The sequence below is a fragment of the Paenibacillus sp. FSL H3-0321 genome (genome assembly GCF_038002865.1).
Taxonomy (GTDB): Bacteria; Bacillota; Bacilli; order Paenibacillales; family Paenibacillaceae; genus Paenibacillus_AQ.
The window spans coordinates 3,679,997-3,696,501 of the sequence record NZ_JBBODH010000001.1 but is presented as its reverse complement, the minus strand read 5'-3'; the positions used below and the strand labels follow the sequence as shown (position 1 = coordinate 3,696,501).

The following is a 16,505-nucleotide window of genomic DNA, read 5'->3' as shown; positions in this document are numbered from 1 at the left end:
TGCTGCACAGTAAAGCAAATTAGAGAATTAGTGAGGTGGAGAAATTGCCGGGTTTTAAGGAATTAGGAGTTTCTGAATTATTGAATGATCTGCTCAAAGGACAAGGCATTGTAAAACCAACGCCGGTGCAGGAGGAAGCCATTCCGCCGGTAGTGCAGGGTCTGGATGTTATCGCCAGAGCGAAGACGGGAACGGGGAAGACGCTCGCTTTCCTGCTGCCGATTATGGACAAAATCCGGGTGGAGGCGGCTTATCCGCAGGCGCTGGTCCTCGCGCCGACGCGTGAGCTGGCCCTGCAAATTACGGAAGAGGCACGCAAGCTGGCACGGCATACGGGTGTGAAGATTCTGGCTGTCTACGGAGGCCAGGATGTAGAGAAGCAGCTTCGCAAGCTGGAGGGCGGAAGACATCTCATTATCGGAACCCCGGGCAGACTGCTTGACCACCTGCGGCGGGAAACGCTGGATCTTGGGGGCGTGAAGATGCTCGTCCTGGATGAAGCGGACCAGATGCTGCATATGGGCTTCCTGGAGGATGTGGAGACGATTATTACGGCTGTTCCTTACCGCCGTCAGACGATGCTCTTCTCCGCCACAATGCCGGATCCCATTAAACGTCTCGCCGCCAACTACATGAAGGAACCGCTGGACATCGTGATCAAGAGCGGCTCGCCGATTCCGCTGGACAATATCCGCCAGCAGGTCGTAGAGTGCTCTGACCGCAACAAAGAAGAAGCGCTGCAGGCGCTGATCGAACGCGACCGCCCGTATTTGGCGATTATCTTCTGCCGGACCAAACGGCGGGTATCGAAGCTGAACGAAGCGCTGCAGGCAGCGGGTTATGACTGCGACGAGCTGCACGGCGATTTGTCCCAGGGCAAACGCGAAGCAGTGATGAAGCGGTTCCGCGATGCGAAGCTGCAGCTGCTGGTAGCTACGGATGTTGCCGCGCGAGGTCTGGACGTTGAAGGGATTACCCATGTCTTCAACTACGACCTGCCGCTGGATGCGGACAGCTACATTCACCGGATCGGGCGGACCGGACGCGCCGGAGGCAAAGGCCTCGCGATCACTTTCTCCTCGCCGCGCGAACGCGCCGGGCTTGAGCTGATCGAGCACGGCATTTCCCAGCGGCTGGACCGCCGCCGCTACGAGAAGGATGAATTCGGCATAGGCGAATTCACCTCCGTGCAAGGCGGCGGCTCCCCGCGCGGCGGACGCCAGAACGCAGCGCCTGAAGCGGCGCGTGCCGGCCGCGGCGGGCGCGGGCAAGGGCGCAGCGGCGGAGCACCACGCGCCGAAGCCGGAGCACGGCCGGGCGGCCGCGGCCGAGGCGGCAACAAGGAAGCAGGCGGCTGGGGCGCGCCTGCCGAGAAGACCAGCCGCAGTGCAGCGGCTGGGGGCAAGCGCAGCGCCTATGAGGCGGCAGCGCCCAGAGGCGGCGATTCCGCCGGCAAGAGCGCGGGGAAGCCAAGACCGGGCGGCGGCTACGGTGCCTTTGACCCTAGAAGCGCCAGCCCGGCTGCAGCTTACGGGGCAGGCGGCAATGCCGCCGGCGGACGTGGCGGCAGCAGAACGGCCGCCCCATCTAAAGGCGGCCCGAGCAGCGGCTACAGCTCCAACGTCACCAGAGGAATGGAAGCTGGTGGCTTCAGCTATGGCGCTTCCAAAGGCGCAGGCTCCGGAAGCGGCTATAATCCGGGCGGTGCGCAAGCCAGCCCTAAACACAGAGCCAATGTAGCCCGCAGCAGTGAAGCAGGCGGCTACAATGCGGCAGCTCCCAAAGGTGCGCGCGGCGGCTCCAAGGGCGGCAAAGGCGGGTACAGCTCCGGCGGACGGAACAGCGGCGGCGGTGGCGGTGCATCGCGCGGCGGGCGTGGCAAGAGCTCCGGCGGCGGTTCACGCGGCGGACGCGGCTCATCCAGATAAAGGCGCTCGACAGCTATAGATGAAACTTGTTACCATAGGGCAGTTGGCGTATCCGCCAACGACCTGTGGTAACATTTGTTTTATACGACTGAAACTTTTTTGCCCTTTAGCCTGTCTAATAGATAAATAGAGTACCAGCTGCAGGAGTGCAGAGAATGAGGCAACTGTTGGTTTCGTACAGACGGATCAGAAGCAGGATGCCAACAAGTATAGGAGGAAACATACATCATATGTCCAAGACCGCCAAAATAGTTATTTTGTTCGTTGTCGTGATTGCGATCGGTTGGGGAATCGGGAAATATACGTCGGCTCCATCCGCTTCAGAGGAAGAAGGAACAGTAGTAAGCGAGGGCAGTGCCCTTCAGGGCCAGCCGGATGCAAGTGCAGAACCTTCGCCTGTTGCCAGTGTAAACCCGGACGAGCAGGACCAGGGGACTTCTGGAAACAACATGGGAGCCGAAGGGGCTCCGGCTGCCACGGCTGATCCGGAAGAGAACGATAGTGAGGATACGGCTCCCAATCCAACTTCTGTTGTTACAAATAAGCCGGGCACGCAGGACTCAGGCAATAATGCAGCCGAACTGACTGCCGCAGAGCCCGAAAGCATGTCAGTCATGGTCAACAAGCAGTACAAGCTGCCGGATAAGTATAAACCTTCGGATCTGGTATATCCGAATGTGCGGTTCCTCTTCTCGGAGAAGATTGAGAAGCGGATGATGCGCCGCACTGCAGCTGGTGCGCTTGAGGAAATGTTCGCAGGGGCGAAGAAGGACGGCATACAGCTGGCCGGTGTTTCGGCCTACCGTTCCGAGAAAACCCAGACCAGGCTATTCAACAACTATGTAGACAGAGACGGGGAAGAGAAAGCCCGCACCTACAGCGCGGTTCCCGGCCATAGTGAGCATCAGACGGGCCTGGCGATTGACATTTCCGGCAGTGACGGCAAATGCGCCGCCGAGAGCTGCTTTGCGGGTACGCCTGAAGCTGATTGGCTCGCTAGCCATGCTGCGGAGTACGGCTTCATTATCCGTTATCCGGAAGGTAAGCAGTCGATTACCGGTTATAAGTACGAGCCTTGGCATGTCCGCTATGTAGGCAAGGAGATCGCCGCCTCCATTGCAGAGAAAGGTATTACGTTGGAAGAGTACTTTGATGCTGTTCCCGTATCGAATTAACCGGCTGCAAGCCATTGTATTAAAAAGCAGGCTCACTATACGTTTAGCAACAGCTCCATCAGCGGTCCCGGAAGAATGGGGCCGCTTTTTTGATTGGCCAATGCGTAACGTCTGCATCCCGCTATGCATGGTTCAGCTATGCGGCCGATGGTTAAGTAGTGGGAAACTAATTAGTTTTCATAAGGAGGCGCATCACGTGTCCGAACATAACCATGTGGTAAGCAAGGATGGAAGTGTAACCATGAACCGTGTCAATGACGCCCTGGACCGGATTGAACCTGAGCAGAAAGAGGTTATTCTGAACAATTTTCAGGAGTTTAAGAGCTATTTAAGTAAGCGGATTCATCTTGCCCGAAAAATCGGGCTCAGCGATGAGCAGCTGGCCCTAGCAGCCGAGAAAATCGCTGATTATCTGGCGGCTTATGAAGAACCCCGCAACAGCGAGGAGAAATTGCTGCTGGAGCTGTGGAAGGTTGGCAGCAAGGAAGAGCGGCATCGTCTGGCGCACATGCTGGTCAAGCTGGTTCAGGAGTAATTCAAAGCTTGCCCACAGGCTGGTTAAGCGGGTATGCAGCTCTACCGGTGCATGCGCTGGTATATAGCGAGGTAAAGTCCTTCTCCGGTTCGCAGGAGAAGGGCTTTTGCTGCTGGGGAATAGGTACATAGGGAACGTTCAGGATATAATGGAGGAAGTATCCGGATATCTCAAATCTTATCATTGGAGTGGCTTGGAATATGAAATTAAGCATATTGGATCAGTCTCCGGTCTCCGAGGGCAGCTCCCCCGCCGAGGCCTTGGCCCAAACGTCCATGCTCGCCCGGGAGGCGGAGAGGCTGGGGTATCACCGTTTCTGGGTATCGGAGCATCATGCGGCTCCCGGACTGGCCGGGTCCAGCCCGGAAGTGCTCATGGCCCATCTGGCTGCTGTGACCTCTTCCATTAGGATTGGCTCCGGTGCCGTTCTGCTCCCGCATTACAGCGCCTTTAAGGTAGCTGAGAATTTCCGCGTGCTGGAAGGGCTGTATCCCGGACGAATTGACCTTGGGCTGGGCAAGGCAGCGGGAGGTGCGGCTTTGGCTGTGCGCGCCCTGCAAGAGAACCGGATGGACGACATAAGCCGTTATGAGGAGCAGGTTAAGGATCTCATAGCCTATTTGCACGGCACAGTGAATTCCGGGCACCGTTTTGCCGGACTGCAGGCCACTCCGGCCGTCCGTACAGCGCCGGAGATCTGGCTGCTCGGCTCAAGCAGAGACAGTGCCGAACTCTCCTCGAAGCTTGGGACCGGCTTCGCCTTCGCCCAATTTATTAACGGCAACGGAGGCTCAGAAGCGGTAAGTGCCTACCGGCAGAGCTTCAGGCCGTCTCCCGCTGCCGCGAAGCCGCGGGCGCTGGTTTCTGTATTTGCTGTGTGTGCAGAAACCGCTGAAGAGGCAGACCGGCTGGCAACCAGCATGGATCTTTCGCTTGTACTGCTGGAGAAAGGACATGTTTCCACAGGCACGCCTTCCGTCGAAGCCGCGCTGCGCTATAATTATGCTCCGTATGACCGGTTTCGTATTGAGGAGAACCGCAGGCGGATGGTTGTGGGGGCACCGGAGGATATCCGACGCCAGTTCCAGGCTCTTGCCGAACAATATCAATGTGAAGAGATTATGTTTGCAAGTTTTATGCATAGCTTTGAGGACCGGCTGAAATCCCTCCGGCTTATCGCTGAGGCTTGCGGGTTGTCCCCGCGGGGCTCAGACGCTGGATAATAATCTGCTGAGTTTTGTTTTCCGTTTCCGATGAGGTAAGATGGGAAATGAAATGCAAAGTCCCAGTCTGGGCATTTCGCTGCAATGCCGGTCATTTATTAACATACACCCGAAAGGAAGGGATGCAGGATGTCTATTTACAGTTTTGCCGGAGTAACGCCTTCCGGTAAAGAAGTGCCGCTTAAGGATTATGAAGGCAAAGTGCTGCTGATCGCCAACACGGCCAGCAAATGCGGACTTACCCCGCAATACGGAGATCTACAGAATCTTTATGAGCAATATGGCGGCCAAGGTCTTGTCGTGCTGGGTTTTCCCTGCAACCAATTTGCCGGCCAGGAGCCGGGAACGAGTGAAGAAGCGGAGGAGTTCTGCCAGATTAATTATGGCGTCAAATTTCCGGTCTTCGCCAAAGTGGATGTCAATGGACCGGATGCAAGCCTGCTCTTTCAATATCTGAAGGGCCAGCAGCCAGGTACAGCCGAGAGCAGTGACATCCAGTGGAACTTCACCAAGTTCCTGGTTGACCGCAGCGGTAAGGTTGTGGCCCGCGTGGAGCCGAAGGAATCCCCTGAAACGATGAAGGGACTCATAGAATCTTTGCTGTAAACAGCATTTGTAAACCCGGACCAAGTCCGCCTTAGTGCAAATTCAGTGTCCTCCCGAAACCCGGTGCAAACCGCATTTTGGGAGGGCTTTTATTTGATTAGCCTCAGCTGATCTCTGGTGAAAGCAGGCACTGAATCCTTTGCCACGGCTTGCGCTGTGAAATATACTATGAAAATAATCCTTGACGCTTTTCAGAGACGCTGTATCCTTTGAAGAGAGCAACATCATCGTTGTCCATACATAAAACACATTAAGCGCATAATGCGCAGTACGAAGCAGGATAATAACGGCAGGAGGGTTTTATAAGGGCATGAGGTTAATAACAGAGGTAGCATCGGCAGCAGGGATTAGTGAAGAGCATCTGGAGCTGTACGGCAAATATAAAAGCAAGCTGGCGCCAACGCTATGGGATGAGCTGAAGCACAAGCCCGATGGCAAGCTGGTTCTGGTTACTGCGGTTAATCCTACACCGGCAGGTGAAGGCAAGACTTTAACAACCATTGGACTATCCCAGGCGCTGAATGCAGCGGGGGTGAAGACAGTAGCGGCACTGCGTGAGCCTTCGCTGGGGCCATGCCTTGGCATGAAAGGCGGGGCAACCGGCGGAGGCAAGGCACAGATCGTTCCGGCTGATGAGATTAATCTGCACTTTACAGGAGATATTCATGCAGTCACTTCAGCGCATAATCTGCTGTCTGCGATGATCGACAATCATATGTTCCAAGGGAATGTGCTGGGCCTCGATCCGCAGCGCATCGTCTGGAAGCGGGTTATGGATATGAATGACCGCAGTCTGCGCAGCATTGTGACGGGGCTGGGCGACGGCAATGGAACGGTTAGGGAGAGCGGCTTCCAGATTACAACAGCATCGGAGATTATGGCTGTGCTGTGCCTCTGCGATAACCTTGCTGACCTTAAGCTGCGTTTAGGCCGTATGCTGGTCGGATATGACCAGTTGGGGCAGCCGGTAACGGCCAAGGATCTCGGGGCGGTGGAAGCGATGACCGCGCTGCTTAAGGAAGCGGTGAAGCCCAACCTTGTGCAGACACTGGAGGGGACACCGGTCATTGTACACGGTGGACCTTTTGCGAATATTGCCCATGGCTGCAGCAGTGTCATCGGGACCCGTTATGCGCTGAAGCTGGGTGACGTGGTTGTAACCGAAGCGGGGTTTGGCGCTGATCTCGGCGCGGAGAAGTTTATGGATATCAAATGCCGTCAGGCCGGGCTTGCCCCTTCTGCGGCTGTGCTGGTCGTGACGGTGAAATCGCTGAAATATAACGGCGGTGTCCGTAAAGAAGAGCTGTATGCAGGCAACCGGGCGGCACTGCTCTCGGGGCTGTCCAATATGGAACGCCATATTGAGAATTTGGGCAAATTCGGCGTACCTGTGCTTGTTGCGCTCAACCACTTTGAAGGTGATGCGCCATCGGAGATTGAAGAGGTGCTGAACGCCTGCAGCCGCCTTGGCGTGCCTGCGGCCGTTTCCAAGGTATGGGCAGAAGGCAGTGCCGGTGGACTCGAGCTGGCAGCGGAGCTGAAGAAACTGCTGGATCGTGAAGATGCAGGGAGATATGCCCCACTGTATGAAGAGAATTTGGATATTCCGTCCAAAATCAATAAAATCGTCACCGAAATTTACCGTGGTGCGGAAGTCGTGTTCTCCCCTGCGGCCAAACGCAGTTTGGCCATTATCGAACGGCTGGGCTTACAGCAGCTTCAGGTGTGCATGGCCAAAACACCGTATTCCTTCTCAGATCAGCCAAGACTGCTGGGTGCGCCGGAAGGCTTCACGATGGGTGTGCGTGATATTACATTGTCGCTGGGCGCAGGCTTCGCTGTTGTGATTACCGGTAATATTGTGACCATGCCGGGGCTCCCGGCCAAGCCGGCCGCCGAAGGGCTTTCCGTCGACGAAGACGGTGTAATTCACGGCTTGGAGTAGTCTCTATATCTTTTAGTATGGCCGAAACCCCGGACCCGCTGCGTAATTTGCGCGGGCTCCGGGTTTTTTTGCGTGATGGGTTTCCTGGATTGATATTATCCTGCTGCGCTGCTGCTGTTATCCTAGGCTGGCTGCTGCTTCCTGCATTTTTAAGACATAATGTCTTGCCGCCAGGGAAAAGCTAAAGGAAGCCGCAGAGCGCCGAAAAACGGCGTAGTTTATACATTTCAATTGTGAACAATATGAGAAGATGTACCAAAGGGCTTGCAATGTGATATTAATCACAATATAATCAGTATATAAAGTGAAATATATCACAAACAAAGAGACAAAAATATGCTTGCCAATTTGGAGGAGGAAGAAATCATGAAAGTAGCAGTCATTGGATGTACCCATGCCGGAACCGCCGCAATTGTTAATACCGCCCAGCTTTACCCGGATGCCGAAATTACGGTGTACGAACGCAATGATAATATTTCCTTCCTGTCGTGCGGCATTGCTCTATATGTCGGCGGAGTGGTTAAAGATCCGCAAGGCCTGTTTTATTCTTCGCCTGAGAAGCTCGCTGAACTGGGTGTCAATACAAAGATGCGCCATGAAGTGATCAATGTGGATACAGCCCGCAAAACCTTAAAAGCCCGTAATCTGGCAAACGGCCAGGAATTTGAAGATACGTACGACAAACTCATTATGACTACCGGCTCGTGGCCGATTGTGCCAAAGCTGGAAGGCATGGAGCTGGATGGCATCCTGCTCTCGAAGAACTACAATCACTCCAACACCATTATCGAAAAAGCGCAGCAGGTGGACAGAATCACCGTTGTCGGAGCCGGTTATATCGGTGTCGAGCTGGTGGAGGCTTTTCAAATGAACGGCAAGCAGGTTACGCTGATCGATGGTGAGGACCGGATCCTGAGCAAATATCTGGATGAAGAATTCACTACACCGATCCAGCAGACACTGGAGGATCACGGCATCAAGCTGGCGCTCGGTGAGAAGGTCAGCTCGTTTACGGGAGAGAACGGTAAAGTGACCAAGGTGATCACAAGCAAAGGGGAGCATGAGACCGACCTGGTTATCCTCTGCATCGGTTTCCGTCCGAATACAGAACTGCTGAAAGGGCAAGTGGATATGCTGCCTAACGGGGCGATTATCGTCAATGATTATATGCAGACCAGCCTCCCGGATGTCTATGCCGCTGGCGACAGCTGTGCGATTCATTATAACCCAACCGGCAAACATGCCTATATTCCGCTGGCTACGAATGCCGTACGTATGGGAACACTGGTAGCGCGCAACCTGGTGGCGAATACGATCCCATACATGGGTACGCAGGGAACATCGGGGATTAAGATTTATGAGGATAACATCGCCGGAACAGGACTGACGGAAGACGCGGCCAAAGCCGAAGGCATGGATATCGAGAGCGTGCTGCTGATCGACAACTACCGTCCGGAGTTTATGCCGACCTTTGAGCAGGTTCAGTTAAAAGTAGTATTTGACCGCGCCACCCGCCGGGTTCTCGGAGCGCAGATTATGTCCAAGATGGATCTGACACAGTCGATCAATACCGTGTCTGTCTGCATCCAGAACAAAATGACGGTGGATCAGCTGGCCTTCATTGATTTCTTCTTCCAGCCGCATTACAACAAGCCGTGGAACTTTCTGAACACTGCCGGCCTTCAGGCTTTGCCAAAGAGTGTGACACATAAAGAAACAGTGACGGTATAACAGATAAGAAAATACGCCCTGTCCAATCCTTCGAAAAGGTTGGCAGGGCGTATTTTTTTTAGCATGGTTTATTGGTCATTGGTAGTCGATATCCTCATGGAAATCAATGACATTCAGCCGGGCGCGGATACGTTCGATTTCTGTTGAGGTTAACGGAGCCGCGGGAGTCAGCTTGTAGTTTCTCCCTGTGATGTAGCTTATATCGTCCGCCGCTCCATTGGACGTATATGGAAGCTTAGTAACAGGCGATCTGGAGTAATCGGTGAAGTCAATGATGCTCCAGAGGGGGTCTCCGTCTCTTTTGGCAAGGACAATACGCTCTGTTGCAGTTTCTGTCCACAGATACCTTAAATCCCCCGGAGAATTCTCTCCGCTGACCGTGGTATATCCAGCCCCCCGGAACATCAGGGTGAATTCTGAATGTTCATTGCTGTGGGCTGTTTTTGTTTTGTAGATCTCTGCCAGTCCATGAACACCCAATATTTCAACGCCGGCATCTTTCGGGAACCTGCTGATGAAGTCCTGCCAGGTTGCGAATAGGTTGGGTGACCTCATCACCCAGTTGGTACCAATTACCAGGGAGAGGTAATTGACCGTATTTCTGTTCTGAAAAGGATTGTTGAGATACTGAGAGGCCAGATGCAGCTGAGGTTCTGCCTTCGTATCGCTTACAAATGGATCCGCCGGATGCAGTGTCCATCTGGATGCCCCTGTAATATAGCGGGAGCCGATGGGATCAATGCTTAGGGCATTCATAAATACATTGTTACTGTTAGTAGCAGCATCCTGTGCGGGCAGCATCGGATTAGCGATATGTGCCCAGTATGGCATCAGCGGTGATCCTTCAGCAGACAATTGGCCTACATTATACTGTGTTGCAGCCCAGCCCATGAACGCATCGATCCGGAAGTTGTCTTTTAACCAGGCAGCCTGTTCGGGGTTGATGGCATAGGTGGACAGTGACTTGGGACGATACTTGTCAGGAATACTCTCCCATACGGAGCTATCTCCGTTGGTGCCCCCCTGGTGCAGGGAATTGAGCGCATTATATCTGTACATGTACAGCCACGAGTTCATCTCTACAATCCATTGGGCCAGGTTGAAATTATCATTCGGATAGCCGGATGCGATCCCTACCTCATCTCCGTATAGATCCACGTAGTTAAGCACCTGTTGCAATTGAGGGCGCTGTGCATCATCGAACACAAACCGGCTGTCCATGGCCCAGGTTACCCGCAAATCGGGATCAATAGTTGCCAGTGTATTCCGCATGGTTTGCATTTCGGCAACTGTTGTAGCGTTTGCTCCTGTATCTTCCAGCAACAAGGATACAGTGAAATAAGCTGTTGAATTGTATTGAGGCGATAGTACCTCAAGTTCGAAGTTGCTGATGATGCTAAAGTCGGCGACCTCGGAACTGAGCAGGATTCGACCATGGATCATAGTTCCAGGCTTCGGGATGTTATAAAAGTTTGCTACCGTCCCATCCTCTGCCAGTACAGAGTAATCATCAGTAACCAGCACTTTGAGGTCTGGCGGCAAATGCTCCGGCATGATTTCGCTACCGTATACATCCAAGGTCACATAAGCCAGCTTCCAATCTTCCATAGATACATTAAACGAAGCGTCAATTGTATCGGTGGTTACCTGTACAGAATCCACTGCCTCATATACTGGCGGAACCGGTGTTGAAGCCGGTGAAGCGGATGGCACCGTTGTTGAAGCCGGTGGCACCGTTGTTGGATTCGGTGAAGCGGATGGCACCGGTGTTGGAGCCGGTGAAGCGGATGGCACCGGTGTTGGAGCCGGTGAAGCCGATGGCACCGGTGTTGGAACCGGTGAAGCGGATGGCGCCGGTGTTGGATTCGGTGAAGCCGATGGCACCAGTGTTGGAACCGGTGAAGCTGATGGCACCGGTGTTGGATTCGGTGAAGCGGATGGCACCGTTGTTGGAGCCGGTGAAGCGGATGGCACCGTTGTTGGATTCGGTGAAGCCGATGACACCGTTGTTGGAGCCGGTGAAGCGGATGGCACCGTTGTTGGATTCGGTGAAGCGGATGGCACCGTTGTTGGAGCCGGTGAAGCGGATGGCGCCGTTGTTGGATTCGGTGAAACCGATGGAACCTTTGGTGGCAGCGGTAAAACCGATGGAACCTTTGGTGGAACTGGTGAAGCGGATGGCACCGGTGTTGGATTCGGCGAAGCCGATGGCACCGTTGTTGGAGCCGGTGAAGCGGATGGCACCGTTGTTGGAGCCGGTGAAGCGGATGGCACCGTTGTTGGATTCGGCGAAGCCGATGGCACCGTTGTTGGAGCCGGTGAAGCCGATGGCACCGTTGTTGGATTCGGCGAAGCCGATGGCACCGTTGTTGGAGCCGGTGAAGCGGATGGCCCCGGTGTTGGAGCTGGTGAAGCCGATGGAACCGGCGTTGGATTCGGTGAAGCCGATGGAACCATTGTTGGAACCTGTGAAGCGGATGGACCCAGCGTTGGATCCGGTGAAGCCGGTGGAACTGGTGTTACGAGATCTGTAGAAGAAGCGTTTGGATAAGCGATCTCGCTATCTTCTAAAGGTGCGCCTTTGGGGACTTCAGGATAATCAGGCAAGTCACTACCAGGCTCAAGCAAATCTTGTATACGGTTGGCATCCTCAAGCAGAAGACATGCACGAGCAGTTACCATAGCTGCGCTTTGACGGTCAACGGACTGCTTTGGGTTAAACCGCTGATATTCATCTCCTTGGAACAGCCCGAGCTGCTGGGCTGCCCAGACGCTTGTTCGGGCTTTTTCCGAGATAGAATGACTATCCTTAAACGCGGGCATATCGCCTTGTTTTTGGACCTGGTCATACACTCCAAAGGCCCGGATATACCATACTGCCAAGCTCTCTCGTGTTAATTCACCTCTCCATGCTATTGTCTGGTCTTGTATAATGCCTGCAGACAAAAGCGAGCGTATGGAGGGAATGGCCCAATTCGGTGCCGCTTCCGTTGTTAGCGGATAGTCCGAACTAGGAATGGGAATGGATAAAGCCCTTGACATCATGGTGCCCATCTCTGCAATAGTAATCGGCTGATAGGGTCTGAACGTTGCGTTGCCATAGCCTTGAACGATCCCTCTGGAGAACAGCTGTGCAATTTCTTGATGGGCATAGCTGCGCTCAGTATCCACAAATGGAGCGCTATTTGCCCTTGCAGCTGGAGTGACAGCAGCAGTTCCGATTAGGATCAGACATAGCAGTGCCAGGCTGACACGCCTCAGGTTGTCTATCAATATGTATGTGCTTTTTCCTGTGTTTACGGGAACACGATCACCACCTCTTTTACTCCACTATCGGTACAATCGGCCCGAATATTTAGCGTGATATGGGATGTATGGTGAGAAATGTTTTTGTGATTAAGTTAATCTGAATTGTGTAGATAAGGTAAATTTGACATGTCAGTGAAAACTTTCACTTAGTTTTCCTGGACGTGACTTTTATCACGTAAATGTGATTGCGATCACGCTACAATGGCATAAAGGAACAAATTTTAAGTATTAAAAGGGGATAGGAATCATGGCTTATAACAAACCGCAGCAGATTGCCGAGGTAACGGTAGAGAACGGAATCAAGAAGGCTCACAACCCGCTTGCCACCGTACTTATTCTCGGTTTTCTGGGGGGAGCGTTTATTGCGCTCGGATTTTTACTGGATATTCGTGTCATTGCCGGTGCTCCGGCGGAATGGGGCTCCATCGCAAACTTTATCGGGGCATCGGTGTTCCCGGTAGGACTGATCCTGGTGCTGCTGGCCGGCGGGGAACTGCTGACAGGCAATATGATGGCCGTGCCGCTGGCATTTATTGCGAAAAAGATTTCCTTCTGGGAAGTCATCAAGAACCTTGTGCTGATCACGCTCAGCAACCTGGCAGGCGCGTTGTTCGTTGCTTATTTCTTCGGCCACGTTGTCGGCCTCACCGCAGACGGAGTGTATCTCGATAAACTGGTCGATATGGCTGAACATAAGATTGATGCAACCTTCCTGCAGGCCTTTGTCTCCGGGATCGGCTGTAACTGGCTGGTGGCTCTGGCCGTGTGGCTCTCATACGGGGCGGATAATTTCAGCGGCAAAATCCTCGGTATCTGGTTCCCGACCATGGCATTTGTGGCCATCGGATTCCAGCACGTTGTAGCCAACATGTTTCTTATTCCTGCTGCTATATTTGAGGGGCATTTTACCTGGGCACAATATTTCGGCAACTTTGCCCCGGTATGGCTGGGCAACCTTACGGGCGGAGCCATCTTCGTAGCCGCAGCCTATTATGTGGCTTACCTTCGCAAAGGGCCGGCGGCTGTGCAATCCGTAGAAGGTGTATCCTCTGTCGGAGTGAAGAAACACGCTTAATCCTTACTAATTAAATGCCGTGTTAAACGGCAATAGACACTCCTTGTAACCTTCTCTCTTCCAGCTAACGGCTCAAGAGGGAAGGTTCCCGGGGTGTTTTTTTGTGAGGTGAAATAGGGGTGCACAACACAAAATTCGCCGTGCATATCCGACTCGGGGGAACGAAATCGGGCTCACGGCGAATTAATAGGGAGTGTTTCATATGCTCTATTACCCGGGCAAACGAAGAACGAATCAGTCTTTGTTCAGCAATTTTATTTACGCATGGTGGCAGCAGTTATAAAATATAAAGATCCGATTGGACAGGCTTTTCACTGCTGGGCCTGGATAGGCCTTGGTCAAGAATCATGGGGGATGTTGTGTTTGAGTGACGCGATAATGCGTCAGTGTGAATGCTTGCTCTTCGTCCTGTTTTGGGATGATACTGGATGGAATTAATGACACATATATTACAGGGGTTGAAAGACAAGTCATGAGGTTTTTACAAGCTTATCCAAAGGAAGTCAAAGTATTTCTGATTGCCAGTCTCATTAATGCAACAGGCAGCGCGCTGATGTGGCCGCTTGTCACGATGTATGTATTTGATGAACTGGGCCGCAGTATGACAGATGCCGCACTCGTTATTGTTATTCAATCCCTCGGAGGCATATTCGGACAACTGCTGGGTGGATCACTCTATCATAAAGTTGGTGTCAAACGCCTGATCGTCGGCGCGCTGGCCATGAATGCCCTAGCCTTGTTTACCTTGCCGGCGGCAAGCGTGAACTGGAATATGTTCATGCTGGTGATGGGGCTGGTGGGTCTGTTCAATTCGTTGTCATTGCCGGCCATTCAGGCCTTTATAGGTTTCCGCTTCGCAGAACAGCGCGGAGAGCTTTTTAATGTAATTTATGTCGCCAATAATATTGGGGTAGCGCTGGGCACGATGCTGGCTGGTTTTCTGGCCGATATTTCCTATCTGCTGAGTTTTGTGCTTAATGGGCTGACCTCAGCCGTGTTTGCCGCATTTTTCTTTGTGTATTTGCGGAAGGTTGACACAGAGCCGGCCCATGCCGAGCCGCATAGGAGAAACGGCCCCGGAGAGCTGTCAAACTGGAAGCTTATAGGCCACACCCGAATCTATCTGTATATGGCCTTAGGCTCGATGTTTTTATTGATCGGCAACTCGATCTGGAATACGGGAGTTTCTCCGTTTATTATTTCGGAAGGCTGGGCTAAGAGCACTTACAGCCTTCTTTGGACGCTCAACGGGATTCTGATCTTCGCCGCGCAGCCGCTGGTAAGCTTGATCAAACGCTGGTTCGCGGAGACCTCGACGGCGCAGATGACGGCAAGCGCTGTTTTTTACCTGAGTGGATATGCAGTGATCTTGTTAATGCCAAGCTATCCTGGCCTGGTGCTGGCGATGCTGCTGACCACGCTGGGGGAGATGCTTATTTCTCCGGCGATGCCTTCATTTATTTCCGATCATGCGGACCGCAGTGCGCCCTTCTATCTCGGGCTTAGCGGTGGGATCGGCGCGGTCGGCAGAGTTCTCGGCCCCTATATGATGGGCAGCCTGTATGACCGGGGAGGCCTTGCGCCGACAGGCTGGCTGGCTTGCGGAATGGCATTGCTGGCGGTGGGATTCTTCGCGGTCCATGCCTTCATCAACCGTTCTGGCCGTGCACTGGAACAAAATGGGGTATAATGGTCTGTAGAAGAATCACTTAAAGGTAAGTCAAGGAGTGCAAAGAGCTATGCAACAAATTATTAGAGGCTCGCTCACGATTCGTCCCTCGGAGTTCAAGGATACCCGTGAGCTGATTATTCTCGATAACATGATTTGGACAGAGGAGACCACACCGGGTCCATTAATGTGGTGTTCCCGTGAGGATTATCTGCTCCATGCCCCTCCCGGTTCCCAGCTTGTAGCCTTGCAGGAAGGAGAACTATGCGGGTATGTCGGTTTCGGCTGTCCCAGCGGGATGGAGAGCAACCGCCATGTGTGCGAGGTGAACATCGCTGTCCATCCGAAGTTCCAGCGGCTTGGCATCGGCGGACAGCTGATCGAGGCGATCAAGCAGCATGCCGGAGAGAACGGGATACGCAAACTCCGCTTGCGGGTACTGTCCAGCAATACTCCTGCGCTCTCGTTCTACCGGAAATGCGGATTTGAGGAAGAGGGCCGGCTCAGGGAAGAGTTTTATCTTGGCGGACATTATGTAGATGAGGTATTTATGAGCTGTATGCTGACTGGAGGGAAGGGAAATGGAGGTCATTTCGCTTAATGTAGGCAAACCTGTAACGGTAGATTACCGTGGTAAGCCGCTGGAAACGGGGATTTATAAAATGCCGGCGGCTGGACCGGTACAGCTTCATCTTGAGGGATTCGCCGGTGACGGGCAAGCGGACCTGGTGAACCATGGGGGCCCGGACAAAGCGGTCTGTGTGTATCCGATTGAGCATTATGCCTTTTGGGAGGAGCAGCTCGGCAAGAAACTGGAGTTCTCCGCCTTCGGCGAGAATATCACAGTCAGCGGGCTGCTGGAGACCGAGGTCTGCATCGGTGATGTGTATGAGATCGGTTCGACTCTGCTGCAGGTCAGCCAGCCGCGGTTTCCTTGCTTTAAGCTCTCGCAGAAGCATGGCCCGGCTGATATGCCGGCCAAAGTGCTGGCTACCGGATACAGCGGATTTTATTTCCGTGTACTGCGTGAAGGTCAGATTACAGCCGGTGATCGAATCGTCAAGAAGGAACCCGGTGCGGGAGGCTACCCTGTAAAGCGGGTGCTCTACCTGATGGAGCATGGCCGTAAGGACAAGAGCGGTCTGGCCGAGCTATCGGAACTGGACAGCCTGGCGTCGGGAACCCGGATGAAGTTCCGGAGCTGGCTTGAGGCTGCGGAGAGCTAACGACTGCTGATATCCAAAATCGGTGAATTTGATGGTATGCCAAGTCCCCCCGGACGCCTGTTACGGGGGGCTTGGTTTGTTAT

The 16,505-nt window shown here is 53.5% G+C and carries 13 protein-coding genes and 1 pseudogene; 12 read left to right on the top strand and 2 right to left on the bottom strand.

The window, feature by feature from the left end:
• The first annotated feature begins 44 nt into the window (after positions 1-44).
• The 7 genes from MHI45_RS16330 to MHI45_RS16300 all read left to right on the top strand — a co-directional run bounded on the left by MHI45_RS16330 (position 45) and on the right by MHI45_RS16300 (position 9,143).
• Entirely contained in the window at positions 45-1,928 is a 1,884-nt protein-coding gene (locus tag MHI45_RS16330) for a DEAD/DEAH box helicase (RefSeq protein WP_341119826.1), read from the top strand.
• Between the two features lie 230 nt (positions 1,929-2,158).
• A complete protein-coding gene (locus tag MHI45_RS16325) occupies positions 2,159-3,103 on the top strand; it encodes a M15 family metallopeptidase (RefSeq protein WP_076109692.1) in 945 nt (314 codons plus the stop codon).
• A gap of 196 nt (positions 3,104-3,299) precedes the next feature.
• On the top strand, positions 3,300-3,638 hold the full coding sequence (locus MHI45_RS16320; protein ID WP_076109691.1) for a DUF3243 domain-containing protein: 339 nt from the start codon (positions 3,300-3,302) through the stop codon (positions 3,636-3,638).
• Between the two features lie 200 nt (positions 3,639-3,838).
• Positions 3,839-4,861 carry an LLM class flavin-dependent oxidoreductase gene (locus tag MHI45_RS16315; RefSeq protein ID WP_076109690.1) on the top strand — a complete coding sequence of 341 codons (1,023 nt, stop codon included), beginning with the start codon at positions 3,839-3,841 and terminating at the stop codon, positions 4,859-4,861.
• Between the two features lie 129 nt (positions 4,862-4,990).
• Positions 4,991-5,467: a glutathione peroxidase gene (locus tag MHI45_RS16310; protein WP_038597543.1), complete on the top strand. Its 477-nt coding sequence runs from the start codon at positions 4,991-4,993 to the stop codon at positions 5,465-5,467.
• Positions 5,468-5,777: 310 nt separating this feature from the next.
• Entirely contained in the window at positions 5,778-7,412 is a 1,635-nt protein-coding gene (locus MHI45_RS16305; RefSeq protein WP_341119207.1) for a formate--tetrahydrofolate ligase, read from the top strand.
• Positions 7,413-7,778: 366 nt separating this feature from the next.
• Positions 7,779-9,143, top strand: coding sequence for an FAD-dependent oxidoreductase (locus tag MHI45_RS16300; RefSeq protein ID WP_076109732.1), 1,365 nt, complete (start codon positions 7,779-7,781; stop codon positions 9,141-9,143).
• Between the two features lie 75 nt (positions 9,144-9,218).
• On the opposite strand, the gene MHI45_RS16295 is transcribed toward MHI45_RS16300, so the two are convergent.
• Complete coding sequence (locus tag MHI45_RS16295; RefSeq protein ID WP_341119206.1) at positions 9,219-10,805, bottom strand: hypothetical protein; 1,587 nt, start codon at positions 10,803-10,805, stop codon at positions 9,219-9,221.
• Between MHI45_RS16295 and MHI45_RS16290 the strand changes: the two genes are divergently transcribed.
• Positions 10,783-11,694 carry a hypothetical protein gene (locus MHI45_RS16290; RefSeq protein ID WP_341119205.1) on the top strand — a complete coding sequence of 304 codons (912 nt, stop codon included), beginning with the start codon at positions 10,783-10,785 and terminating at the stop codon, positions 11,692-11,694. The two genes, MHI45_RS16295 and MHI45_RS16290, sit on opposite strands and share 23 nt — an antisense overlap.
• A gap of 143 nt (positions 11,695-11,837) precedes the next feature.
• On the opposite strand, the pseudogene MHI45_RS35195 reads toward MHI45_RS16290, so the two are convergent.
• Positions 11,838-12,314 (bottom strand): annotated as a pseudogene (locus MHI45_RS35195) (S-layer homology domain-containing protein); the annotation flags it as partial.
• A gap of 385 nt (positions 12,315-12,699) precedes the next feature.
• Here MHI45_RS35195 and MHI45_RS16285 point away from each other — a divergent pair.
• The 4 genes from MHI45_RS16285 to MHI45_RS16270 all read left to right on the top strand — a co-directional run bounded on the left by MHI45_RS16285 (position 12,700) and on the right by MHI45_RS16270 (position 16,422).
• Positions 12,700-13,527, top strand: coding sequence for a formate/nitrite transporter family protein (locus tag MHI45_RS16285; RefSeq protein WP_076109687.1), 828 nt, complete (start codon positions 12,700-12,702; stop codon positions 13,525-13,527).
• A 472-nt stretch (positions 13,528-13,999) separates the two neighbouring features.
• Complete coding sequence (locus MHI45_RS16280) at positions 14,000-15,217, top strand: MFS transporter (protein WP_341119204.1); 1,218 nt, start codon at positions 14,000-14,002, stop codon at positions 15,215-15,217.
• Positions 15,218-15,266: 49 nt separating this feature from the next.
• The gene (locus tag MHI45_RS16275; RefSeq protein ID WP_341119203.1) at positions 15,267-15,797 is read left to right on the top strand and encodes a GNAT family N-acetyltransferase; all 531 of its coding nucleotides are present in this window, start codon (positions 15,267-15,269) and stop codon (positions 15,795-15,797) included.
• Entirely contained in the window at positions 15,778-16,422 is a 645-nt protein-coding gene (locus MHI45_RS16270) for an MOSC domain-containing protein (RefSeq protein ID WP_341119202.1), read from the top strand. Before MHI45_RS16275 ends, MHI45_RS16270 begins: the two co-directional genes overlap by 20 nt.
• Positions 16,423-16,505 lie beyond the last annotated feature (83 nt).

Coding starts and splice junctions, on each gene's coding strand:
- MHI45_RS16325 (WP_076109692.1), top strand. CDS start 2,159: ATGTCCAAGACCGCCAAAATAGTTATTTTGTTCGTTGTCGTGATTGCG.
- MHI45_RS16315 (WP_076109690.1), top strand. CDS start 3,839: ATGAAATTAAGCATATTGGATCAGTCTCCGGTCTCCGAGGGCAGCTCC.
- MHI45_RS16310 (WP_038597543.1), top strand. CDS start 4,991: ATGTCTATTTACAGTTTTGCCGGAGTAACGCCTTCCGGTAAAGAAGTG.
- MHI45_RS16305 (WP_341119207.1), top strand. CDS start 5,778: ATGAGGTTAATAACAGAGGTAGCATCGGCAGCAGGGATTAGTGAAGAG.
- MHI45_RS16300 (WP_076109732.1), top strand. CDS start 7,779: ATGAAAGTAGCAGTCATTGGATGTACCCATGCCGGAACCGCCGCAATT.
- MHI45_RS16285 (WP_076109687.1), top strand. CDS start 12,700: ATGGCTTATAACAAACCGCAGCAGATTGCCGAGGTAACGGTAGAGAAC.
- MHI45_RS16280 (WP_341119204.1), top strand. CDS start 14,000: ATGAGGTTTTTACAAGCTTATCCAAAGGAAGTCAAAGTATTTCTGATT.
- MHI45_RS16275 (WP_341119203.1), top strand. CDS start 15,267: ATGCAACAAATTATTAGAGGCTCGCTCACGATTCGTCCCTCGGAGTTC.
- MHI45_RS16270 (WP_341119202.1), top strand. CDS start 15,778: ATGGAGGTCATTTCGCTTAATGTAGGCAAACCTGTAACGGTAGATTAC.